Raw genomic sequence first — 22,910 nt, 5'->3', positions numbered from 1 at the left:
TGAGGGCGGAGGAGGGCGTGAACATGGCCGGAGGCGAGGGGACCGAGCGGTCCCCGGTGCGGGTCATGGTGGTGGACGATCACCCGATGTGGCGGGAGGCGGTCGCCCGCGACCTGACCGAGGCAGGATACGAGGTGGTCGCGGCGACGGGCGAGGGCCGGCAGGCGCTTCGGGTGGCGGCGGCGGTCCGGCCGGAGGTGGTGGTGCTCGACCTGCGCCTGCCCGACCTGCCGGGGGTGGAGGTGGCCCGCGGGCTGGGCGCGTCCGCGCTCCCTCCGCGCGTGCTCGTCCTGTCGGCCAGCGCGGAGGAGGCCGACGTGCTGGAGGCGGTCAAGGCGGGCGCCTCCGGATATCTCGTGAAGTCGGCCGGGCGGGAGGAGTTCCTCGACGCGGTCCGGCGGACCGCCGAGGGCGACGCGGTGTTCACGCCCGGCCTGGCCGGGCTCGTCCTGGGCGAGTACCGCAGGCTCGCCCACCGGCGGCCCGGCGTCCAGGAGGAGCAGCGGGACGGTCCCCGGCTGACCGAGCGGGAGACCGAGGTGCTGCGCATGGTCGCCAAGGGCCTGTCGTACCGGCAGATCGCCGAGCGTCTGGTGCTGTCGCACCGCACGGTGCAGAACCACGTGCAGAACACGCTGAGCAAGCTCCAGTTGCACAACCGGGTCGAGCTGGTCCGCTACGCCATCGAGAAGGGCCTGGCCGACCTCGATTGAGGGAGTGCGCCGCTCGGCGGCGGCGTTACAGTGGGAAGCCCGCACGTGGGCGACGCGTTGTCCTCTCAGCGAACCAGCGAACCCTTTCCCGGCCGCGCCTCACCCCGGCGCCGTGGCCGTCCCTGTCCGTCCGGAGGTTTCCACCCATGACCATGACCGCCCTGGGAGAGCCCTGTGTGCTGCTCAAGTTAGGCGAGGTGGTCCTGAAAGGCCGGAACCGCGAGATCTTCGAGATGCGCCTGCGGGCCAACATCAAGCACGCGCTCAAGGACCACCGCGTCGACATCCGCCAGCGGCACGGCGTGATCGCCCTGTTCCTGCCCGCCGGCACCGACGTCGAGGTGGCCGAGACGGTGGCGGCCCGCGTGTCCGACGTGCCCGGCATCGTGCTGGTCCACCTCGCGTGGCGGATCCCGAAGGACCCGGACACGATCACCAAGGCCGCCATCGAGCTGATCAGGGACAGCGACGAGGTGGCGCGCTCGGCCCGCTTCGCGGTGCGCTCGCGCCGCCGCGACAAGCGGTTCCCGTTGCGCTCCAACGAGCTCGACCACCTGGTCGGCGGGGCGATCAACGACACCTTCGGCCTGCCGGTGGACCTGAGCCGCCCGGAGCTCACCGTGCACATCGAGGTGGACAAGGACGAGGCGTTCCTGTTCACCGACGGCCGTCCGGGCCAGGGCGGCCTGCCGGTCGGCTCCAGCGGGCGGGGGCTCGTGCTGCTGTCCGGCGGCATCGACTCGCCCGTCGCGGCCTACCGGATGATGCGGCGCGGTCTGCGGGTCGACTTCCTGCACTTCTCCGGCATCCCGTTCACCACCTCCGAGTCGATCTACAAGGCGTACGCGCTGGTGCGCAACCTGGACAGGTTCCAGGGCAAGTCGCGGCTGTGGGTGGTGCCGTTCGGCAAGGCCCAGCAGTCGATCAGGAACTCCGGGCAGGACCGGCTCGCGGTGATCGCCCAGCGGCGGCTGATGCTCAAGACGGCCGAGGAGGTCGCCCACCGCATCCACGCCGAGGCGCTGGTCACCGGCGACAGCCTCGGGCAGGTCTCCTCGCAGACCCTCACCAACATCACCGCGCAGGACCACGCCGTGGACATGCCGATCATGCGTCCGCTGATCGGCCTGGACAAGACCGAGATCATGGCCGAGGCGCGCAGGATCGGCACGCTGCAGATCTCCGAGCTGCCCGACGAGGACTGCTGCACGCTCCTCGCGTCCCGGCAGGCCGAGACCCGCGCGAAGATCGAGGACCTCAAGCTGATCGAGCGGCGGCTGGACGCCGAGGATCTCGCCGCCCAGCTCGCCGACTCCATCCAGCCGTACAAGCTGGAGGTCTGAGCCCGGGTACGGCCCGCGGTCGCGGGCCGTACCGGACCCGGCGTGGTCAGGCGAGAGCGGAAGCGACGGCCGCGGCTCCTCCGGCGGTGGCTCCCTCTGCGGTGGTCCCCACGGTGGCGGTGCGGCCGACCAGCGGGGGGAAGTCGCGCATGATCGCGGCGAGCCGGTCCAGGTCGCCGTCGACGAGGGCCTGCGGGCCGTCGCAGAGCGCCTGCTCCGGATGCGGGTGCACGTCGATGATCACGCCGTCGGCGCCCACCGCGACGGCCGCGCGGGTCAGCGGCAGGACGAGGTCGCGCCGGCCGCCGGAGTGCGACGGGTCGACGATCACCGGCAGGTGCGACAGCCGCTGGACGACCGGGACCGCCGAGATGTCCAGGGTGTTGCGGGTGGCGGGCTCGTAGGTCCGGATGCCGCGCTCGCACAGCACGATGTCGAGGTTGCCGCGCTGGGCGACGTACTCGGCCGCCATCAGCCACTCCTCGATGGTCGCGGTCATGCCGCGCTTGAGCATGACCGGCTTCCCGGCGGCGCCCACGGCCTGCAGCAGCGCGAAGTTCTGCGCGTTGCGGGTGCCGACCTGGAGCATGTCGGCGTACGACGCGACGAGCGCCACGTCGTGGGCGTCCACGACCTCGGTGACGATCGGCAGCCCGGTCTGCTCGCGTACGTCGGCGAGGATGCGCAGGCCCTTCTCGCCCAGCCCCTGGAAGGCGTACGGCGAGGTGCGCGGCTTGAAGGCCCCGCCGCGCAGCAGCGTCGCGCCCGCCGCCTTGGCCATCAGCGCGGCCTCCAGCGTCTGCTGCGGGGTCTCCACCGCGCACGGGCCCGCGATCAGCGTCACGGTGTCGGGCCCGATGGGGACGCCGCGCACGGTCACCGTGGAGCGATCGGGATGGTTCTCGCGGCTCACCAGCTTGTACGGCGTGGAGACCCGCACCACGTCCGCGACGCCCGGCATGGCGCGCAGGTTGAGCGTGGCGAACTGCTCGACGTCGCCGATGAGGCCGATGATCGTGCGGTTCACGCCGCGGCTCGCGAACGCCTCCCCTCCGGCCGCGGCGACGAGGTCGGTGATCGCCTCGACGTCGTCCTGGGTGGCCTCGGGGGTCATGACGATGACCATGGTGTCTCCTCGTGCTCTCGATGGTGCGGACGGACGGTGTGGCCGGGTGTCTCCGGTCCGGAAAACGACGAAGGCCCCGGGTCCGTGGGACCCGGGGCCTTCGTTCTCCTTGGCTGTCAGCGCAGCGCTTGGAGGCGATCGGTCCTCACGGGTCCGTCGCCATACCAAAACGACCAAGCGGTACGCATGTGACGCAATATAGCGCACATCTCGACGCTCGCGTCGACCTCTCGCGTCCGTGGCGTGTTCCGTACGGCTCCGCGCGGGCGTGCCCGGAGCGCGGCCGGAGCGCGACCGGAGCCGGGCCGCGCGCCCGGGATCCGGTGCGGGCCGTCTTTCCGGCGGGTGGCAGGATGGCCTGCGTGCCGGAGATACCTGACGAGGAGACGCGACTGCCCCCGGGCCAGTACGTCCCGCGCGGACGGCCCGTCGTCCACTACGGCAGGGTGCCGGCGTTCCGCCCCGAGACGTGGCGTTTCCAGGTGTTCGGCGAGACGGCCACCGGCCGGATCCACGAGTTCTCGTGGGAGGAGTTCTCCTCGCTGCCGACGACGACCATGGTGTCCGACTTCCACTGCGTCACCAAGTTCTCGATCATGGGGAACGAGTGGAGCGGCTTTCCCGCCTCGGCCCTGCTCGCCCGCGTCCCGCCGGGGCCGGGCGTACGGCACGTGATGATCTGGGCGGAGTACGGCTACAGCGCGAACCTGCGCCTGAGCGACTTCGACCGCCCGACGACGCTGCTCGCCACGCACCTCGACGAGAAGCCGCTCTCCGCCGAGCGCGGCTTCCCCGTCCGGCTCGTCGTGCCGCATCTCTACGCGTGGAAGAGCGTGAAGTGGGTGCGCGCCATCGAGTACCTGACCGAGGACCGGCGTGGTTTCTGGGAGGAGCGCGGCTACCACAACGTGGCCGACCCCTGGAAGGAGCAGCGCTACTCATACCAGGAGGAGCCGGGCGAGGGCCCACCGTGAGGCCGCCGAAGGGCTACGGTGTCCGGCGTGTCGACAGCCGTGTGGGTCACGCTGTGCGCGCTCTGCGGAGTCTGCGGCGGCGTGCTCGGCCGCGCCCTGCCCCACAGGGAGCCGCCGCCCGGGGGACGTCCGGGGAGGTCGTGTGCCGGGCTGCCGCCGTACGGGACGGCGGGCGCGGCGGGGCGTGACGCGCCGGATGACGCGTGGCGCGACGCGCCTGGTCGTGCGGGGCGCGACGCGCCTGGTCGCGTGCGGGGCGAAGGGCCGGGTGAGGCGGCGTTCCGCGCCCTGCGCGCCGCCGGTCTGGCCGCGCGTTCGCTGCGCGCCGCCGGGCTCACCCGGGCCTCAGCCCGCGGCGCCGTACGGCACCTGCGGACGTTGCTGGGCACCGCCGGGCTGGTCGTCGCGACGCCCGACCGGGTGCTGGCCAGGGGCGGCGCGGACGTGCCGGGGGACGAGGCCGTCCTCGCCGAGGTGCGGGCGGCGGCGGCCGGGGGCAGGCCACGCGTCGTCCCGGCGTCACGGGGCGGCGGCCGGCGCGGGGTGGTCGTCCCCCTGGCCGTGGAGGGCCGGGTGGTCGGGGCCCTGGCGGCGTACGACGCGCGGGTGGGCACCGCGCTCGTGCGCACCGCGACCGAGGTGGGCCGCTGGCTGTCGGGCCAGCTCGAACTCGCCGAACTCGACGCCTCGCGCAGGCGGACGCTGGAGGCCGAGGCACGGGCCCTGAGGGCCCAGATATCCCCTCATTTCATCTACAACTCGCTGACCACGATCGCCTCGTTCGTCCGGACCGATCCGGAGCGCGCCCGCGAACTGCTGCTCGACTTCGCCGACTTCATCCGGTACGCGCTGCGCCGGGCCGCCGACTTCACCACCCTCGCCGACGAGCTGACCTGCGTGGACCGCTACCTGCTGCTGGAGCAGGCGAGGTTCGGCGACCGGCTGCGGTTCACCGTCCAGGTCGCCCCCGAGGTGCTGCGGGTGGACGTGCCGTTCCTGTGCCTGCAGCCCCTGGTCGAGAACGCGATCAAGCACGGCATGCCGGGGGAGGTGCGGGTCGTGATCAGGGACGCCGGGTCGGAGGCGCACATCTGGGTCGAGGACGACGGCGTCGGGATGAATCCGGAGCAGCTCCACGCCGCGCTGCGGGAGCAGCGGACCGGCATCGGGCTGAGCAACGTCGACGTGCGCATGCGGCACATCTACGGCCCCGGTCACGGGCTGGTCGTCGAGACCGCGCCGGGCAAGGGGACCCGCATCGGGCTGCGGATCCCCAAGACCCGTCCCCGTACGAGCCCGGCCCGTCCCTGACCGGCCGCCGCCGTCGTCACACGGCCGTGCTGCCCGAGGCCGCCTCCTGGCCGGGGGAGACGTCGGTGAGGAGCGGCAACCTCAGGACGAACCGCGCGCCGCGCGGGGACTCCTCGATGCGGAGGCTGCCCTCGTGGGCGACCGCGATCGCCCGGCACAGGGCCAGGCCGAGCCCGCTGCCACCGGGGTCGAGGCGCCGCCCCGCGTCGAGGCGGACGAAGGGCTCGAACACCCGCTCCCGGTCCTCCTCGGCGACGCCGGCGCCGTCGTCCAGCACCGTGACCAGCGCCTGGGCGCCGACGGGCGCCGCGGTCACGTCCACCTTGGAGGTCGCGTGCCGCTGCGCGTTCACCAGCAGATTCGTGACGATGCTGGCCAGCTGGACGCGGCTGCCGAGGACCCACAGCCCGGGCTCCGTCCTGGCGTGCACCGGAACCTCTCCGCCGCGCGCCGCCACCTCGGCGCGTACGAGAGCTCCGAGGTCGACCGGTTCGGACACGCAGGGGGTGTTGCGGAGCCGGGCGAAGGCCAGCAGTTCGTCGATGATCTGCTGCAGGCGGTCGGTGACCGGCAGGGCCCCGGCGATCGCCTCGCGCGCGTCGACCTCCGGGTAGAGCAGCGCCTCCTCCAGGCCGGCGCGGAGCCCGGCGAGCGGGGACTTCAGCTCGTGCGAGACCACGGCGGCGAAGTGCCGCTGCTGCGTGACCGCTGATTCGAGCCGGTCGAGCGTCTGGTTCGCCGTGCGGGCGAGCCGGGCGATCTCGTCCCGGCCGGGCGGCTGCGGCACCCGCAGGGACAGGTCGTGGGCGGTGATCTCCGACATCCGCTGCCCGATCGCCGTGATCGGCCGCAGGATGCGGCCCGCCGCCCGCCAGGTCGTCCACGTCCACAGCGCGGCCAGCACCGCCCCGCTGGCGCCGACGAGGAGCTCCAGCCGGTGCCCGCGCAGGGCGGGCGGCTGGTCCGTGCCGGCGTACACGTAGTGGGGCTCGCCCTGCCAGATCTCCGCCGCCTGCAGCGACGGGACCCGCGCGGCGGTGAGCACGACGCACCGGTCGCCGGAGCACTCGGTCAGATCCTGGAAGCGGTCGTCGCTGGTGGGCCGGGCCGTGCTCATCGGGCCCCCGTCGGCCATGGGGCCGGCCAGCACCACCCGGCCCCGGGAGTCGGCGAGCTGGATGAGGGGGACGCGCGCCGTCGGAGCCGGTGGCGGTATGCGGTCGGGCCGCATGGAACCGATCCATTCGCTCGCGACACGGCGCGTCTCATTGAAGATCTCGGTCTCGACCCGGTGACGGATCAGCAGGCAGAGACCGGCCGCGATCACGCCGGCGAGGAGGACGGACAGCCCGGCCACCGTCAGCGTCACCCGTGCCCGGATGGAGCCGGAACGGGGAAGAGGCAGGGCGCCCCGCCTGATGCCCATCGACGATCCTTGTTCGGCCTGTTCTCCCCCGCCATGGTAGGCAGCCGGGGGACGGAAAGGCGGATAATAGAATAAATGTGGATATATGCCCCCAAAAGCTTCCCTCGGCTTGACCTGGTGTTCGTCGAGCCGGCGATTTGCCGGTGCGGGCGAGGTGCGGAAAGGACGCCCGAGGCCGGTCCCGCCGGCGGGTGAACCGTCGCCGGAACCGGTGGGCTCCGCGCACGGACACCGGCGACGCCCCAGCGTGACGGGTCCGTCACCTACCGTCCGGTCACCCCTTGCGCGGAGAGGCGGGCACACGGCACGGTGGACGCCATGCTGCGTGTGCTCGCGGTGGACGACGAGGTCCCCGCCCTGTCCGAGCTCGCCTTCCTGTTGCGTCAGGACACCCGGGTGGAGCACGTGAGCACGGCCACCGACAGCGGGGCCGCGCTCCGCGACATGGTCCAGATGATCGCCGACGGCGAGCGTCTCGACGGGGTGTTCCTGGACGTGCGCATGCCGGGACTCGACGGCCTCGACCTGGCCCGCCTCATCGGCGGGTTCCCCACGCCGCCGAAGCTGGTCTTCGTCAGCGCCCACGACTGCGCCGTGCAGGCGTTCGAGCTGGAGGCGGTCGACTACCTGCTCAAGCCCGTGCGCCCCGAACGCCTGGCGGAGGCCGTACGCCGGCTGCTGACCGCCGTGGCGCCCCCCGGCGCGGACGAGGACCTGGAGACGATCCCGGTCGAGCTGGCGGGCCGCACGAAGTTCGTCGCCCGGCAGGACGTGTGCTACGCCGAGGCGCACGGCGACTACGTCCGCCTGCACACCGCCGGGGCCGTCTACCTCGTACGGATGTCCCTCGCGGCGCTGGAGCGGCGCTGGGCGGGGTCGGGGTTCGTCAGGGTCCACCGCAGCACGCTCGTCAACGTCAGGCACGTCAGCGAGTTGCGCTTCGACGCCGGGCGGGTGGTCCTTCAGGTGGGCGGGGAGACGCTGCCGGTGAGCCGGAGGCTGACCCGGCAGGTGCGGGAGCAGCTCGTCCGGCAGTTCCGCCCCTGATCTGCCCTGATCGCCCCTGAGCTGCCCTGCCCGGCCCTGATCTGCCCTGATCACCCTTGATCTGCTCTGCCTGGCCCTGAGCTGCCCTGCCCGGCCCTGATCGGTCCATGACCCGCGCTCGCCCCCGGCGCCCCGGGAGCGGGCCAGGGAACGGCTCGTCCCATGGAGGCATGAGGGACCGTCCGAGGGCCGGGCCGCCGCGACGGGTCCGGGGCCGACCGTTTGTCGCTCACCGGGCTCCGCTCGTCGTGTGAGGACGGGCCGCATAGCGCTGGCTAGGGACCGCTCGTCCGAAGGGCCATCCGGCGGCCCGACTACACCTCGTAGTCTTTCGCTCGTCGCAAGACACGCGGGGTAATCACAAAGTGAGTCGATTCTCACCAGGTGGTTATCAAGCGGGGCCCTACTCGGGGGGGAAGGGCCCCGCCCGCGCGTTACCGGGGGACGCGGCGATCCGGCCATACGGGGGCGCCGGATCGCCGCGAACGCCTCCGACCGGCCACGACGCGCGACGCCGGCAGCCGCGATCCTCGCGAGTCAGGCGCTCCGGAGCTTCTTCAGCAGGTCGATGTCCTCGTGGTGCTTGTCCGCCTTGCCGGGCGTCTCGATGCAGAGCGGGACACCGGCGGCCGCCGGATGCCGCATGAGATCGCCGAAGGCCTGCGCGCCGATGTGCCCGGCCCCGATGTTCTCGTGCCGGTCCCTCTTGGACCCGCACGGGTCCTTGGAGTCGTTGGCGTGGATGAGCCTGAGCCGCCCCGGGGCGACCTCGTGCAGCGCGTCCATCATCTCCTTCACCCCGCCCGGCGCCGACAGGTCGTGCCCCGCCGCGAAGGCGTGGCAGGTGTCCAGGCACACGCCCGCCTTCGGATGATGGTCGAGCGCCTCCAGATAGGGCCCGAGGTCCTGGACCGTGGCGCACAGCATCCGGCCCTGCCCCGCCATCGGTTCGAGCAGCAGGTCGGGGCCGTCGTCGGGCAGTTCGTCCAGCACCGGCAGCAGGTGCTCGTGGATCTGGCGCATCGCGGTCTCGCGCGACTGGCTGACGGCGGAGCCGGTGTGCACGACCACCCCCCGCGCGCCGGTCTCGGCGCCCCGGCGCAGCGTGTGGCGGATCACCGCGATCGAGTTCTCCAGGGTCGCCGGGGTCGGCGACCCGCAGTTCACGAGATAGGCGGCGTGCAGGAAGACCGGCACGCCAGACTCGCGCAGCCTGGCGTCCTCGGCGGGGTCGCCCGCGCTGAGCGCCCAGCCGCGCGGATTGGTGACGAAGACCTGGATCATCTCCGCGCCGATCTCGGACGCGTACTTCAGCCCGCCCTTGGCCAGGCCGCCCGCGACGAAGACGTGACCGCCGATGAGATTGCTGGGAGCCATGATGACCTCCAGGTTAGTCGCGCACCTCGTGGCCTCTCACGTGCCACCCCTTTGTCACAACGTACAAAGCGGCCCCCCGAGCAGGGCACGCGGTTCGGACCTCACGCCGCTGGACCCCGCCGCGGGCCCGGCGGTTGACTGACGGGCATGCGCGAACTCAGCCGGGAGGACCTGCGGTCCTGCTGCGCCTCCGCCAGATGGGTGGAGGAGGTGGCCGCGCGCGGGCCGTACCGGGATCTCGACGGGCTGCGCCGCGCGAGCGGGCCGGCGCTCGCCGCGCTGGCCTGGGACGACGTGCTGGAGGCGCTGGCGGCGCACCCCCGCATCGGCGAGCGGCCCGGCGGCGCCGGACGCGAGGCCGCGTGGTCGCGGTCCGAGCAGTCCGGAGCCGCGGACGCCGGCCGGGGCGTCCTCGACGCGCTCCGCGAGGGCAACGCCGCCTACGAGAGCCGGTTCGGCCACGTCTACCTGGTCTGCGCGACCGGCCGGGACGCCGACGACCTGCTGGCGCTGCTGCGCGGGCGGCTCGGCAACGACGAGGAGACCGAGCGCGGGGTCGTCAGGGACGAGCTGTCGAAGATCGTCGCGTTGCGGCTGGCCAAGCTCTGGGAGGGCCGGTGAGCCTCTCGACGCACGTGCTCGACACCGCCGCCGGGACGCCCGCCAAGGACGTGCCCGTACGGCTGTCGCGGCGCGCCGCGCACGGCTTCGTGCCGGTCGCGGAGGGCCGCACCGACGCCGACGGCCGCATCCGGGAATGGAGCCCGCTGGGCCGGGAGTGGGACCCGGCGCTCGACCCGCGTCCCGGGACCTACCGGCTCGTCTTCGACACGGCCGCCTATCTGGGGGACGACGCGTTCTTCCCGGAGGTGAGCGTGGTGTTCGCCGTCCGGGAGCCCGGCGGGCACTACCACGTGCCGCTACTGCTGAGCCCCTTCGCCTACTCGACCTACCGGGGGAGCTAGCCGTGGCCGTTCTGGGACCCAACAGGTATGGCAAGGCCGAGACGAGGGTCGTACGGGTGACCCGGCACGGCGACGCCCACCGGATCAAGGACCTCACGGTGAGCACGGCGTTGTCGGGCGACCTGGCCGAGGTGCACCTGAGCGGGGACAACTCCGCCGTCCTGCCCACCGACTCGCAGAAGAACACCGTCTTCGCGTTCGCCAAGAGGCACGGCGTCGGGGCGATCGAGGACTTCGCGCTGCTGCTGGCGCGTCACTTCGTGGACTCGCAGCCCGCGATCCACCACGCCAGGGTCGCGGTCGAGGAGCACGTCTGGGAGCGCAACGGCGCGTTCGGGCACTCCTTCGTCCGCTCCGGGCGGGAGGTGCGCACCTGCGTGGCGCATCACGACGGGACCGGGTCGTGGGTGGTCTCCGGGCTGCGCGACCTCGTGGTGCTCAACACGACCGACTCCGAGTTCCGGGGGTTCGCGAAGGACGAGTACACGACGCTGCCGGAGACCGGCGACCGCGTCCTGGCCACCGCCGTCGACGTGTCGTGGCGGCACGCGGACGTCTCGCGGGACGGCTCCCCGGACGTCTCGCCGGACTGGGACAAGGCCTACGAGAAGGCCCGGGCGGCCCTGCTCACGGCCTTCGCCGACACCTACAGCCTGTCGCTGCAGCAGACGTTGTACGCCATGGGCACGCGCGTGCTGGCCGAGTGCCCGGGGATCTGCGAGGTGCGGCTGTCGCTGCCGAACAGGCACCACTTCCTGGTCGACCTCGCGCCCTTCGGGCTGCCCAACGACGGGGAGGTCTTCTTCGCCGCCGACCGGCCGTACGGGCTGATCGAGGGGGCCGTGCTGCGCGAGGACGCGCCCGACGCCGGCCCGGCCTGGGAGTAGCCGATGGACTTCCTGCGCCCGCGCACCTGGGCCGAGGCCCTGGACCTGAAGGCCGGACGGCCCGAGGCCACCCCGATCCAGGGCGGTACCGACGTCATGGTGGAGATCAACCTCGACAGGGGCCGCCCCGCCGCCCTGCTCGACCTCACCCCGATCCCCGGACTGCGGGAGTGGTCGCGGGAGGGGGACGTCGTCCGCCTCGGCGCCGGGGTGACCTACGCGCGGCTGATCGGGGAACTGGGGACGCGCCTGCCCGGCCTGGCCCAGGCGTCCCGCACGGTCGGGTCGCCGCAGATCCGCAACCGGGGCACGGTCGCGGGCAACCTCGGCGCGGCCTCGCCCGCGGGCGACAGCCACCCGCCGCTGCTGGCCTGCGGCGCGGTCGTGGAGGCCGAGTCGGTGCGCGGCGCCCGGCTGATCCCGATCGGGGAGTTCTACACCGGGGTCAAGCGCAACGCGCTGGCGCCCGACGAACTGATCCGCGCCGTACGCGTCCCGGTGGCGCGCGGGCCGCAGTACTTTTCCAAGATCGGCACCAGGAACGCCATGGTGATCGCGGTGTGCTCGTTCTCGATCGCCCTGCACGCGGCGGAGCGGCGGGTGGGGACCGGCGTCGGCTCGGCCGCCCCGACGCCCCGCCGGGCCGTCGCCGCCGAGGAGTTCGCGGCCGCGCGGCTCGACTGGCAGGGGCGCTCGCCGCTCGATCCCGAGGTGGCCCGCCGCTTCGGGGAGCTCGTCGCCGGCGCCGCCGCCCCGATCGACGACGTACGCGGCCGCGCCGCCTACCGCACGCACGCGCTGGCCGTGCTGGCCCGCCGCGCGCTCGGCTGGGCCTGGGCCGACTTCAGGGCCGATTCCGGGGCCGATTCCGGGGCGGACGGCGACAGGGGGAGCGCATGAGGGTGAACCTCACCGTGAACGGCCGCGCGACCGCGGCCGACGACGTGTGGGAGGGCGAGAGCCTGCTCTACGTCCTGCGTGAGCGGCTCGGCCTGCCGGGTGCCAAGAACGCCTGCGAACAGGGGGAGTGCGGCTCCTGCACGGTCTATCTCGACGGCACACCGGTCTGCGCGTGCCTGGTCGCCGCCGGCCAGGCGGAGGGCCGCGAGGTCGTCACGGTCGAGGGACTGTCCCACGGCGGCGCCCCGTCCTCCGGCGCCGGATCCGCGTACGGCGACGGCCCGGCCCCAGCCGGTGCGTCCGGTGTCTCCCGGACCGCCGATGACTCCGGGGAGGGGCTGCACGAGGTCCAGCGGGCGTTCCTCGACGCCGGGGCGGTGCAGTGCGGCTTCTGCACGCCCGGCCTCGTCGTCCAGGCGCACGCGCTGCTGGCCGAGGCGGACGGCGTGCCGGCGGACGCCGACATCCGGGAGGCGCTGGCCGGCAACCTGTGCCGCTGCACCGGTTACGAGAAGATCCTCGACGCGGTCCGGCTCGCCGCCGTCCGCCTCCGCCCACCGCCGTGAGCGCGGCGCCGGCCGCACCCGGCCCGGCCGCCACCCGCCTCCGTCCCGCCCGACCAGGGAGTCTTCATTGCGTGATCTCGCACCACGGCGAGTGGTCATCGAGAACGCCTACATCGTGCCCGTCACGGCGGAGGAGATCCCCTCCGGCCACCTCGTGATCGAGGGCGATCGGATCACCGCGGTCGGCCCGGGACCCGCGCCGTACGCGCCGGGGGAGGCCGAGCGCGTCGACGGCTCCGGCTGCCTGGCCACTCCCGGCTTGGTCAACACCCACCATCACCTCTACCAGTGGGCGGCCCAGGGCGTGACGCCCGACGGCACCCTGTTCGAATGGCTGGTCGCGAGCTACCGGCTGTGGGCGCGGATGGACGCCGAGGTCGTGTCGGGCGCCGCGACGGCCGGGCTGGCCTGGCTCGCCCTGTCGGGCTGCACGACCTCGACCGACCATCACTACATCTTCCCCAAGGGCCGGGGCGACCTGTTCGAGGCGGAGATCGAGGCCGCCCGCGCGGTCGGGCTGCGGTTCCATCCCTGCCGGGGGTCCATGGACCGGGGGACCTCGCATGGCGGGCTGCCGCCGGACGAGGTCGTGGAGGACATCGACGAGATCCTCGGGGCGACCGAGGAGGCGGTCCGGAAATATCATGATCCGTCCTTCGGGTCGATGCTGCGCGTCGCCGTCGCCCCCTGCTCGCCGTTCTCGGTCAGCGGCGAGCTCATGACCCGCTCGGCGGAGCTCGCCCGCTCCCTCGGCGTACGGCTGCACACGCACGGCGCGGAGACGGCGGACGAGGACGAGCACTGTGTGGAGCAGTTCGGCGTGCTTCCCGTCGAATACCTCGACCGGCTCGGCTGGCTCGGCCCCGACGTGTGGCTGGCCCACTGCGTGCACCTCACCGACAAGGACGTGCGGCGCTTCGCCGAAACCGGCACCGGGGTCGCCCACTGCCCCTCCTCCAACGGCCGTCTCGGCGCCGGCATCGCCCGGATCAGCGACCTGCTCGCGGCGGGAGCCCCGGTCGGGCTCGGCGTGGACGGCGCCGCCTCCAGCGAGATGACCCCGCTGGCCGGGGAGATCCGCATGGCCATGCTCATGCAGCGGGCGAGGTACGGCCCGCGCGCGCTCACCGCCCGCCAGGCTCTGGAGACCGCCACCCTGGGCGGCGCCCGCTGCCTCGGCCGGGAGGCCGAGATCGGCTCGCTGGAGCCCGGCAAGCTCGCCGACGTCGCGCTGTGGCGGCTCGGCGGCTTCCACGCCGCGATCGACGACCCCGTCGTCGCGTTCGCCTACGGCGCCACGCCGCCGCTCGCCCGGCTGCTGGTCGGCGGCCGGACCGTGGTGGACGGCGGCGAGCTGCGCACGGTGCCGGGCGAGGCCGCCGCGCGTGCGGGGGCCGACGCGCACCGCCGCTTGCGCACCGGGGATCATGTCTGAGAAGTTCCAGACGGACTATCGGAAGGCCAGGCATGACAGGGCACACGGCTACGGGGCACACGGCATGACAGGGCACGTCGTCATCGCGCCGGACAAGTTCCGGGGGTCGCTCACCGCACCGGAGGTGGCCGCGCGCGTGGCCGCCGGGCTGGGCGGCGTCCCCGTCGTGTCGCTGCCGGTCGCCGACGGAGGGGACGGCACGGTCGACGCGGTCGTGGCGAGCGGGTTCACCCGGGTCGAGACGGAGGTGACCGGGCCGGACGGCACGCCGGTCGCGGCGGCCTACGCCGTGCGGGACGAGCCGGGCGGCCGGGTCGCGGTGATCGAGCTGGCCGAGGCCTCCGGCCTGCGACGGCTCCCGCGAGGCGTCACGGCGCCCCTCACCGCCACCAGCCGCGGCACCGGTGAGCTGATCGCTCACGCCGTACGGCACGGTGCGGCCCGGGTCGTGCTCGGGCTCGGCGGCAGCGCCTGCACCGACGGCGGCGCGGGCATGGCCCAGGCCCTCGGCGTACGGCTGCTCGACGCCCGGGGGAACGAGCTCCCGCCGGGCGGGGCGGCGCTGCGCGACCTGCACGCGATCGACGCCTCCGATCGGCTGCGCGGGTTCGAGGTCGTGGTCGCGAGCGACGTGGACAACCCGCTGCTCGGCCCGTACGGCGCGGCCGCGGTGTACGGCCCGCAGAAGGGCGCGAGCCCCGGCGACGTCGCCGTGCTGGAGGCCGGGCTGGCCCGGCTGGCGGCCGTCGCCGCGCACACCCACGGCCTGGCCGGCGCCGCCGAGCACGACGGAGTCGTGCGCGCGATGGGCGTGGCCGGGCGGGAGGGGGCGGGCGCGGCCGGCGGGGTGGGCTTCGGCGCGCTGGCCTTCCTCGGCGCCGAGATCCGGCCGGGCATCGGCTACCTGCTCGACCTGGTGGACTTCGACCGGCACATGGCGGGCGCCCGGCTGGTGATCACGGGTGAGGGCGCGATCGACGAGCAGACCCTGCGCGGCAAGGCGCCCGTGGGCGTCGCCGCGGCGGCGGCCGGCCACGGCGTGCCGGTCGTGGCCGTATGCGGCCGTCGCGCGGTGGGCGACGACGAACTGAAGAAGGCGGGAATCGAGGCGGCGTACGCGCTGACCGACATCGAGCCCGACGTGGGCAGGTGCGTGGCCGAGGCCGGGCCGCTGCTCGAACGGCTGGCCCGGCGGATCGCGGCCGAGCACCTCACCAGGCGGTAGGCACCGGCGCGGGACCACGACGGGAGGCGCCGGGATCGCGAGAGGAGCGGTGAGTTCTTTGCACGATCACTCGGGGGAAGAGGAAGCCTCACCCGGCGGCCGGCAGTGCGACCTGGTGGTGCGGTCGCGGCGGGTCGTGACCCCGGAGGGGGAGCGGGCACTCGCCGTCGCCGTGCGCGGGGGCCTGATCGAGGCCCTGAGCCCCTACGACGACCCGCCCGGCGCCGCCGAGCTGGTCGACCTCGGCGACCTGCCGCTGCTGCCCGGGCTGGTCGACTCCCACGTGCACGTCAACGAGCCCGGCCGCACCCACTGGGAGGGCTTCGCGACCGCCACCGCGGCGGCGGCGGCCGGGGGCGTCACCACCATCGTGGACATGCCGCTGAACTCGCTGCCGCCGACCCTGGACGTCGCCTCGCTGGAGGTCAAGCGGAAGGCCGCCGAGGGTCGGTGCCACGTGGACGTCGGCTTCTGGGGCGGCGCGGTCCCGGGGAACCTCCCCGACCTGCGCCCCCTGCACGAGGCCGGCGTCATGGGCGTCAAGTGCTTCCTGTCCCCGTCCGGGGTCGAGGAGTTCCCCGAGCTCGACCACGACGGGCTGCGGGCCGCGCTCGCGGAGGTGGCGGGCTTCGGCGGCCTGCTGATCGCGCACGCCGAGGACCCGGCGCTGCTGTCCGAGCCGGGCGGCCCGGCGTACGACGACTTCCTCAGGTCGCGCCCGCAGGAGGCCGAGCGGCGGGCGGTGGAGCGGGTGATCGCGCTGGCCGCCGAGACGGGCGCCAGGGCGCACATCGTGCACGTGTCGGCCGCCGCCTGCCTCCGGCCGCTGCGCGAGGCGCGGGCGGCCGGGGTGCGCGTCAGCGCCGAGACCTGCCCGCACTACCTGACCCTGACGGCCGAGCAGGTCACCGGCCCGGCGTACAAGTGCTGCCCGCCGATCCGGGAGGCGGCCAACCGCGACGCGTTGTGGGAGGCGCTCGCCGAAGGGGTGCTCATGGGGATCGTCTCCGACCACTCCCCGTCGACGCCCGACCTCAAGGTGCCCGACTTCGCCAAGGCCTGGGGCGGGATCTCCTCGCTCCAGGTCGGCCTGCCCGCCGTGTGGACCGCCGCCCGCGCCAGAGGGTACGGCCTGACCGACGTCGTCCGCTGGATGGCCGAGGGCCCCGCCCGCCTCGCGGGCCTGCCGTACAAGGGGGCGATCAGGCCGGGCAACGACGCCGACCTGGTGGCCTTCGACCCCGACGCCGAGTTCACGGTCGACGTGGCGGCGCTGCACCACCGCAACCCCGTGTCGCCCTACGACGGGCGGCGGCTGTCCGGCGTCGTCCGCACCACCTGGCTGCGTGGCAGGCCCGCCGACCTCGCCACCCCGGCCGGACGTCTGCTGACCAGAGGAGCCCGGTGAACGCCTTCACCCGCCTGCCCGACCTCGCCCTCCGCACGTACGGCGGGTCGGTCGTGGCGGCCAACGACGAGTCGTTCGCCGAGCGGGAGGCCCTCATCAGGCCCGGACCGGCCGAGTTCCGGCCGCACACCTTCGGCGCCAAGGGTCAGGTCTACGACGGCTGGGAGACGCGCCGGCGGCGCGAGGCGGGCCACGACTGGGCGATCGTCCGCCTCGGCATGCCGGGGGTCGTCCGGGGCGTCGTCGTCGACACCGCGTGGTTCCGCGGCAACTACCCGCCGTACGCCTCGGTGGAGGCGTGCGCGGCCGAGGGCCACCCGGCGCCGGAGGAGCTGGACGGCTGGGTGGAGATCGTGCCGAAGAGCCCGCTCGGGGGCGACGCGACCCACGAGTTCGCGGTCACCGATCCCCGGCGGTTCACCCACGTCCGGCTGAACATCTTCCCCGACGGCGGGGTCGCGCGGCTGCGGGTGCACGGCCGGGTCGTGCCCGACCCCGCGTTCCTGCACGGGCTGACCGTCGACCTCGCCGCGCTGGAGAACGGCGGGTTCGTCACGGCGTGCTCCGACGAGTTCTACTCCTCGCCGAACAACGTCCTCGCGCCCGGCCTCGCCCGCAACCAGGCCGAGGGCTGGGAGACCGCCCGGCGGCGCGACGGCGGCAACGACTGGCTCGTCGTCGCGCTGGCCGGGCCCGGCCGGATCGCCGTGGCCGAGATCGACACCGCCAACCTGAAGTTCAACGCCCCCGGCTGGGCCTCCCTGACGGGCATCGACACCGGCCGGGCGCCCCAGCCGGACGACGGCCAGGCGCCCCCGCCGGACGACGACGCCTGGTTCCCGCTGCTGCCGAAGACCCGGCTCCAGCCGGACACCCGCCACCGCTTCCGCCTCGACGACGACCGCCGCGTCACCCACGTCCGCCTCGACATCTTCCCCGACGGCGGCCTCGCCCGCCTCCGCCTCCCCGGCACCCTCATCGCCTGAGCACCCGGACCGATGGAATCGCTGCGTACCGAGCATGGCGCGAAGTAGGGTGGCAAGGCGATTTCGGAGGGTAGCGGAACGAGTACGGTTCGTTCTGCTACACTGGGACCATTACTCCCCGCCGTCCTCCGGGACTGGCGGGGCTTTTTCATGTGGGAGACGACCTCGTGGCGGAACGTGTCGCGGTTTTCCTGGACTTCCAGAGCGTCCATCTGAGCGGGCACGGTCTCTTCGAGAGTTACGGTCTCCCGCTGTACAGATGCGTGCCCGATCCCGCCGGGGTCGCCGATCTGATCGGTCAGCGGAGGTCGCGCGCGAGTGAGGTGACGGCGGTGCGGGTCTACCGAGGTCGTCCCGACCCCAACTTTCAGCCGTTACCGGCAGCGGCCAACGATGCGCAGACGGCCCAGTGGACACACGACGGCCGCGTCCAGGTGATCCGACGACAACTCAACTACCGCGGTTGGACGGATGGAATGCCTCCGCAGGAGAAGGGCATCGACGTCGCCTTGGCCGTCGATCTCACCCATCTCATCTGAGCAGAGGAGACGTCCAAGGCGGTACCGCTTCCGCGCCGCATGCCTCGGGCTCACCGTCAATTCTCTGCATGAGAACCGCCTGTGAGGATTCTTCCCAGGGGCATGGCATCCGTGCGGACATGGTCGACGAATGCGGCGGGGCGGGGGTCAGTGCCAGATCGTGATGGTGCTGCCCTGGGGTTGCTGGCCGAGGGGGTTCTCGCCGACGACGCGCTGGGTGCCGACGAGTTCGCGGACCCTGACCTTGAACCCGGCCGCCTTCAGCTCGGACACCGCGTCCCGCACCGCTTTGAAGCGCACGTCGGGCACGTTCACGAAGTCGGGCGCCGCCTGCGAGGGGTCGGTCTCCCACGGCCAGTGGAAGCCCTGGTCCGGGCCGCGTGACACGGTCAGGTGGACGGTCGCCCCGGCCACCACCTCCGCGCCGCCGGAGGGGTCCTGTGCGATCACGGTGCCCGGCGGGGCGTCGTCGGCCGTCTCGTCGATCTGGACGTTGAAGCCCTTGTCCCGCAGGAACTTCTCCGCCTGGTCGCGCATCATCTGCGTGACGTCCGGCATGAGCAGCCCGGCGCTGACCACGAAGTTGACCGAGCCGCCCTTCCTGACGCGCTTGCCCACCAGCGGGTTGGTACGGATGACCTGGTCGCGCGGGACGGTCTCGCTCGCGCTCCGGCTGACCCGCCCGGGCGTCAGCCCGGCTTCGGCGATCTTGGCCCGGGCGTCCGCGAGGCTGAGGCCCTCGACCTTCGGCACCGGGATGGTCTCCGGCCCGGCCGACGGGACCAGCTTGAGCACCGCTCCCTTGACCACCTCGGCGCCCGGCCCGGGCTCGGTGTTCAGGACGACGTCCTTGGGGATCTTGTCGTCGAACACCGGCTTGAGGACCTGGACCTCGAAACCGTGGTTCTGCGCCTCCTGCCGCGCGACCGTGAGGGGCTTGTTCACCAGGTCGGGCACCTTCGTGTAGCGCCCCTCGGAGAACCACCAGCCCGTGAAGGCGACGCCCGCGAGCATGACGAGGGCCAGCGCGGAGAGGAACCAGACCGGTCTGGCCCTGCGGGTGCCGCGGCGCCCTCCCGCCTCCGGCGGGCCGGTCATGGGGCCGGTCAGCAGGTCCGTGCGCGGCTGGATCATCGTCTGGCCGAGCTGCGCGTGCCCGGCCGTGCCGGACGCGGGGGTCGCGCCGGCCGGAGCGGCGGGCGCGCGGTGCGCCCCCGTGCCGGCCATGCTGTGCGCGCCCGTCGCGGAGCCCGTCACAGAGCCCGTCGCGGAGTCGCCCGCGACGCCGGGGCGGGCGTGCCCGCCGGTGTGCCCGGTCTTCGGCAGCGTGCGGTGGATCTCGACCGCGGCGACCAGCATGGCGGTCGCGTCGGCCGGGCGCCGGGCGGGGTCCTTGTCGGTGGCCGCGGTGACGAGCGCGTCGATCTGCGGCGGGATGCCGGGCACGACCGAGGACGGCGCGGGCACGGTCTCGTGCACGTGCCGGTAGGCGATCGACATCGGCGTCTCACCGGCGTACGGCTGGCGTCCGGTGAGCAGTTCGAACAGCATGATCCCGGCGGCGTACACGTCGCTGCGCGCGTCGGCGAGGCCGGTCGTGACCTGCTCCGGCGACATGTAGCCGATCGTGCCGATCATCATGCCGGTCTTGGTCTGGTTGGTGGCCTCGATCGCCCGGGCCAGGCCGAAGTCCACGACCTTCACCCGGCCGTCGTCGGCGAGCAGCACGTTCTCGGGCTTGACGTCCCGGTGGATCAGCCCCGCCTGGTGGGCCGCGCCGAGGGCGGCGAGCACCGGGATGACCATCTCCAGGGCCTCGCGCGCCGGGAGGCGGCCACGCCGTTGCAGGATGTCGCGCAGGGTCTTGCCGGGGACGTACTCCATCGACAGGTAGACGTTCGCCCCGTCGGTGCCCTGGTCGAAGACCTGCACGATGTTCGGGTGCGAGAGGCTCGCCACCGACTTGGCCTCGCCGATGAACCGCTGGACGAACTGCGGGTCCTCGGCCAGTGAACGGTGCATCACCTTGACAGCGACCGTGCGGTCGAGCCGGACGTCCAGAGCCAGGTAGACGGAGGCCATGCCGCCCCGGGCGATCCGGGACTCGACGCGGTAGCGCCCGTCGAGCAGCTGCCCCACGAGCGGATCGGTTAGCGTCGTGTCCACCCGCCCGAGTTTACGGGTGATTTGCCGCCGGGCGTGTTCCCGAATCCCAAACCGAGACCTGACGCGGCCCTTTCCGCACCACCCGGAAAGCCGTTCTCCATCCTAAAACCCGCCTTACCCGGCGTCCGAACCGGAAGGACGCCGGGGCCGGTGCGGTCAGGCGGGGCGAGAGGGGGAGGACGCCTCGGCGTAGCGGCGGCGGGGGATGCGCCCGGCCAGGCGGGCGAGCCGTCCGGCCGTGACCGCCTGCCGCATGGCGGCGGCCATGAGGCCGGGCCGGTGCGCCCGCGTGACGGCGCTGGCGAGCAGCACGGCGTCGCAGCCCAGCTCCATCGCGAGCGCCGCGTCGCTGGCCGTGCCGATCCCGGCGTCGAGGATCACCGGCACCGTGGCGGCCTCGGCGATCAGCTCGATGCTGTGCGGGTTGCGGATGCCGAGGCCCGAGCCGATCGGGGCGCCGAGCGGCATCACCGCCGCGCACCCGGCGTCCTCCAGCCGCCGTGCCAGCGCGGGGTCGTCGCCGATGTACGGCAGCACGACGAAGCCGTCGGCGACCAGCCGTTCCGCCGCGTCGAAGGTCTCGATCGGATCGGGCAGCAGGGTCCGCTCGTCGGCGATGACCTCCAGCTTGACCCAGTTCGTCTCCAGCGCCTCGCGGGCCAGCCGGGCGGTCAGCACGGCCTCGCCGGCCGTGAAGCAGCCGGCCGTGTTCGGCAGCACCTTGATGTTCCTCGCCCGCAGCAGGTCGAGCACCGAGCCGCGGGCGGCCGGGTCCAGCCTGCGCATCGCGACGGTCGTCAGCTCGGTGCCGGACGCCTCCAGAGCCTGGTCGAGCACCTCCAGCGACGGCGCGCCGCCGGTCCCCATGATCAGGCGCGAGGCGAACTTCTCCCCGCCGAGCACGAAGACGTCGCCGGACGCGTCCTGTTCCGTCATTCCTGTCATCCTCCCTGCACCGCGGTGAGCACCTCGACGCCGTCGCCGTCCTCCACCTGGGTGGAGTCCCAGGCACTGCGGCTCACCACCTCGCCGTTGACCGCCACCGCGACGCCGGACGTGAGCGCCGTGAGGATCCGTACGGCGTCGCCCACCGTCGCCCCCTCCGGCAGCTCGGCCGGGTCTCCGTTGATCGTGACCTTCATTCGCGGAATCTCCCTGGGTCGCAGGACAGGGCGGCCTCCGGCACCGCGCCGCCGGTGAGGAGGGCGGCGACGGCCTCGGCGGTGATCGGGGCCAGCAGCACGCCGTTCCGGCCGTGCCCGGTCGCCGCGAGGACGCCGGGGTGGCCGGCGGGGCCGACGAGCGGAAGGTTGTCCGGGGTCCCCGGGCGGAACCCGACGGCCGTCTCGGCCAGTTCGAGCTCGGTGAGGCCGGGCACCAGTTCGCGGGCGTCGCGCAGCAGCTCGTACACCCCGCCGGCGGTGACCCGCGCGTCGTATCCCAGCTCCTCGGAGGTGGCGCCCAAAGTGATCTCTCCGTCGCCCCGGGGGACGAGGTAGGCGGGAGAACCGTGCACCAGCCCCCGTACGCACCGGGTGAGGAACCCCTTGGGACCCCGGAGCCGGAGGATCTGCCCCTTGACCGGCCGTACGGGCAGGCCGGGGAGCAGGGAGGCCGACCACGAGCCGGCGGCCACCACGACCCGGCCGGCCGGGACGGTCCCGCCGGACTCCAGCCGCACCGACGGGGAGCCCCGGCCGGGAAGGACGATCCCGGCGGCGCGCTCGGCCACCAGCGTGCCGCCCGCCTTCTCGAACGCGGTCAGCAGCGCGCGCACGACCCTGCGGGGGTTGACCCAGGCGTCGTCGCGGGCCAGCAGCCCGCCGCGCACCGAGGGGGACAGCATCGGCTCGAAGGAACGGCACTCGCGCCCGGTCAGGCGTTCGACCCGCAGGCCGAGCGTGCGCTCGAAGGCCGCGAGGTCGTCGAGGAAGGCCATGTCGTCCGCGCCGCGGGCGACCTCCAGCGTGCCCTCGGTGCGGTAGTCGAGCTCGGCGCCGGACTCGTCCTCCAGCTCCGCCCGGAACGCCGGCCAGGCAGCCAGCGACGCCAGCCCGAGCCGCAGCAGCGGCTCCTCCGTGTAGGTCACCTCGCTGACCGGCGCGAGCATCCCGGCGGCGGCGTGGGTGGCGCCGCCTCCCGGCGCGGGGTCCACCACGGCCACCGACAGTCCGCGCCGCGCCGTGCGCCAGGCGACGGCGAGGCCCGCCACGCCGCCTCCCACGATCACGACGTCGTGGCCGGGCTCGATTCCGGAGGGCCGTGTGGAGGACACCGCGCTCCCTTCGCCGGCATTACCCGGATCAGGTGGTGGGCGGTCGAGAGCCGTACGCTCTCCTCTCAGCCCGGTCCGCCGGGCTCCCGCGCGTCTTACGCCCAACAGCGTAGTACGTGGCCGATACCGGCGGATCGCCCGGTTCGGCGCCCGCCCGGGCGGGCGTGACGTGGCTCACAACCGGGGCTGCCGGAGATGTGCGCGCTCCTTGCCCAACTCGTTATGGGGAGCCGGTTGGCCA

General features: G+C 73.6%; 22 protein-coding genes and 1 riboswitch. Of the genes, 15 read left to right on the top strand and 7 right to left on the bottom strand.

Translation table 11 applies throughout. The annotated features are described in order from the left end of the window. The first annotated feature begins 23 nt into the window (after window positions 1-23). Window positions 24-713, top strand: a complete 690-nt coding sequence (locus HHX40_RS01460; RefSeq protein WP_182879115.1) for a response regulator — start codon at window positions 24-26, stop codon at window positions 711-713. 146 nt (window positions 714-859) lie between these two features. Continuing rightward, window positions 860-2,056 carry a tRNA uracil 4-sulfurtransferase ThiI gene (thiI, locus tag HHX40_RS01455; protein WP_138462839.1) on the top strand — a complete coding sequence of 399 codons (1,197 nt, stop codon included), beginning with the start codon at window positions 860-862 and terminating at the stop codon, window positions 2,054-2,056. A 46-nt stretch (window positions 2,057-2,102) separates the two neighbouring features. Here the strand turns inward: thiI and aroF are convergent, their stop codons facing one another. After that, complete coding sequence (gene aroF / locus HHX40_RS01450; protein ID WP_182879114.1) at window positions 2,103-3,182, bottom strand: 3-deoxy-7-phosphoheptulonate synthase; 1,080 nt, start codon at window positions 3,180-3,182, stop codon at window positions 2,103-2,105. A 353-nt stretch (window positions 3,183-3,535) separates the two neighbouring features. Between aroF and HHX40_RS01445 the strand changes: the two genes are divergently transcribed. Then, complete coding sequence (locus tag HHX40_RS01445; RefSeq protein WP_182879113.1) at window positions 3,536-4,156, top strand: sulfite oxidase-like oxidoreductase; 621 nt, start codon at window positions 3,536-3,538, stop codon at window positions 4,154-4,156. A 27-nt stretch (window positions 4,157-4,183) separates the two neighbouring features. Next, window positions 4,184-5,467 carry a sensor histidine kinase gene (locus HHX40_RS01440; RefSeq protein WP_310737894.1) on the top strand — a complete coding sequence of 428 codons (1,284 nt, stop codon included), beginning with the start codon at window positions 4,184-4,186 and terminating at the stop codon, window positions 5,465-5,467. A gap of 16 nt (window positions 5,468-5,483) precedes the next feature. On the opposite strand, the gene HHX40_RS01435 is transcribed toward HHX40_RS01440, so the two are convergent. Continuing rightward, entirely contained in the window at window positions 5,484-6,893 is a 1,410-nt protein-coding gene (locus HHX40_RS01435) for a sensor histidine kinase (RefSeq protein ID WP_182879112.1), read from the bottom strand. 318 nt (window positions 6,894-7,211) lie between these two features. On the opposite strand from HHX40_RS01435, the gene HHX40_RS01430 reads away from it, so the two are divergent. After that, window positions 7,212-7,940 carry a LytR/AlgR family response regulator transcription factor gene (locus HHX40_RS01430; protein WP_182875761.1) on the top strand — a complete coding sequence of 243 codons (729 nt, stop codon included), beginning with the start codon at window positions 7,212-7,214 and terminating at the stop codon, window positions 7,938-7,940. A 537-nt stretch (window positions 7,941-8,477) separates the two neighbouring features. Here HHX40_RS01430 and HHX40_RS01425 read toward each other — a convergent pair. After that, complete coding sequence (locus HHX40_RS01425; protein WP_182879111.1) at window positions 8,478-9,317, bottom strand: deoxyribonuclease IV; 840 nt, start codon at window positions 9,315-9,317, stop codon at window positions 8,478-8,480. A 147-nt stretch (window positions 9,318-9,464) separates the two neighbouring features. On the opposite strand from HHX40_RS01425, the gene uraD reads away from it, so the two are divergent. From uraD to HHX40_RS01375, 10 genes are all read left to right on the top strand, one after another. Next, entirely contained in the window at window positions 9,465-9,938 is a 474-nt protein-coding gene (uraD, locus tag HHX40_RS01420) for a 2-oxo-4-hydroxy-4-carboxy-5-ureidoimidazoline decarboxylase (RefSeq protein ID WP_138462835.1), read from the top strand. Then, window positions 9,935-10,282 (top strand): hydroxyisourate hydrolase, encoded by a 348-nt coding sequence (uraH, locus tag HHX40_RS01415; protein WP_182879110.1) that lies wholly within the window; start codon window positions 9,935-9,937, stop codon window positions 10,280-10,282. Before uraD ends, uraH begins: the two co-directional genes overlap by 4 nt. A 2-nt stretch (window positions 10,283-10,284) precedes the next feature. Continuing rightward, entirely contained in the window at window positions 10,285-11,169 is an 885-nt protein-coding gene (pucL, locus tag HHX40_RS01410) for a factor-independent urate hydroxylase (protein ID WP_182879109.1), read from the top strand. 3 nt (window positions 11,170-11,172) lie between these two features. Next, a complete protein-coding gene (locus HHX40_RS01405) occupies window positions 11,173-12,069 on the top strand; it encodes an FAD binding domain-containing protein (protein ID WP_182875756.1) in 897 nt (298 codons plus the stop codon). Then, window positions 12,066-12,635, top strand: coding sequence for a (2Fe-2S)-binding protein (locus HHX40_RS01400; RefSeq protein ID WP_182879108.1), 570 nt, complete (start codon window positions 12,066-12,068; stop codon window positions 12,633-12,635). The genes HHX40_RS01405 and HHX40_RS01400 overlap by 4 nt, the downstream gene beginning before the upstream one ends. 67 nt (window positions 12,636-12,702) lie before the next feature. Then, window positions 12,703-14,070, top strand: a complete 1,368-nt coding sequence (locus HHX40_RS01395; RefSeq protein ID WP_220498530.1) for an 8-oxoguanine deaminase — start codon at window positions 12,703-12,705, stop codon at window positions 14,068-14,070. A 64-nt stretch (window positions 14,071-14,134) separates the two neighbouring features. Then, complete coding sequence (locus HHX40_RS01390; RefSeq protein ID WP_182879107.1) at window positions 14,135-15,295, top strand: glycerate kinase; 1,161 nt, start codon at window positions 14,135-14,137, stop codon at window positions 15,293-15,295. Between the two features lie 49 nt (window positions 15,296-15,344). Continuing rightward, on the top strand, window positions 15,345-16,703 hold the full coding sequence (gene allB / locus HHX40_RS01385; RefSeq protein ID WP_310737893.1) for an allantoinase AllB: 1,359 nt from the start codon (window positions 15,345-15,347) through the stop codon (window positions 16,701-16,703). Continuing rightward, window positions 16,700-17,689, top strand: a complete 990-nt coding sequence (gene alc, locus HHX40_RS01380) for an allantoicase (RefSeq protein WP_111700297.1) — start codon at window positions 16,700-16,702, stop codon at window positions 17,687-17,689. The genes allB and alc overlap by 4 nt, the downstream gene beginning before the upstream one ends. A 167-nt stretch (window positions 17,690-17,856) precedes the next feature. Beyond that, window positions 17,857-18,228: a hypothetical protein gene (locus HHX40_RS01375; protein ID WP_182879106.1), complete on the top strand. Its 372-nt coding sequence runs from the start codon at window positions 17,857-17,859 to the stop codon at window positions 18,226-18,228. Between the two features lie 147 nt (window positions 18,229-18,375). Here HHX40_RS01375 and pknB read toward each other — a convergent pair whose 3' ends face one another. The 4 genes from pknB to thiO form a co-directional block, all read right to left on the bottom strand. Further along, a complete protein-coding gene (gene pknB / locus HHX40_RS01370) occupies window positions 18,376-20,394 on the bottom strand; it encodes a Stk1 family PASTA domain-containing Ser/Thr kinase (RefSeq protein ID WP_182879105.1) in 2,019 nt (672 codons plus the stop codon). Window positions 20,395-20,550: 156 nt separating this feature from the next. Next, the gene (locus tag HHX40_RS01365) at window positions 20,551-21,339 is read right to left on the bottom strand and encodes a thiazole synthase (RefSeq protein WP_138462828.1); all 789 of its coding nucleotides are present in this window, start codon (window positions 21,337-21,339) and stop codon (window positions 20,551-20,553) included. Then, the gene (gene thiS / locus HHX40_RS01360) at window positions 21,336-21,536 is read right to left on the bottom strand and encodes a sulfur carrier protein ThiS (RefSeq protein ID WP_111700300.1); all 201 of its coding nucleotides are present in this window, start codon (window positions 21,534-21,536) and stop codon (window positions 21,336-21,338) included. Before thiS ends, HHX40_RS01365 begins: the two co-directional genes overlap by 4 nt. Continuing rightward, entirely contained in the window at window positions 21,533-22,669 is a 1,137-nt protein-coding gene (gene thiO, locus HHX40_RS01355; RefSeq protein WP_182879104.1) for a glycine oxidase ThiO, read from the bottom strand. Before thiO ends, thiS begins: the two co-directional genes overlap by 4 nt. Next, window positions 22,658-22,769, bottom strand: a riboswitch (TPP riboswitch). Its footprint overlaps the gene before it by 12 nt. Between the last annotated feature and the right edge of the window lie 141 nt (window positions 22,770-22,910).

It is taken from the genome of Microbispora sp. H10949, from assembly GCF_014161435.1.
GTDB classification, from domain to species: Bacteria; Actinomycetota; Actinomycetes; order Streptosporangiales; family Streptosporangiaceae; genus Microbispora; species Microbispora triticiradicis.
This window is presented reverse-complemented; position numbering and strand designations above follow the sequence as displayed.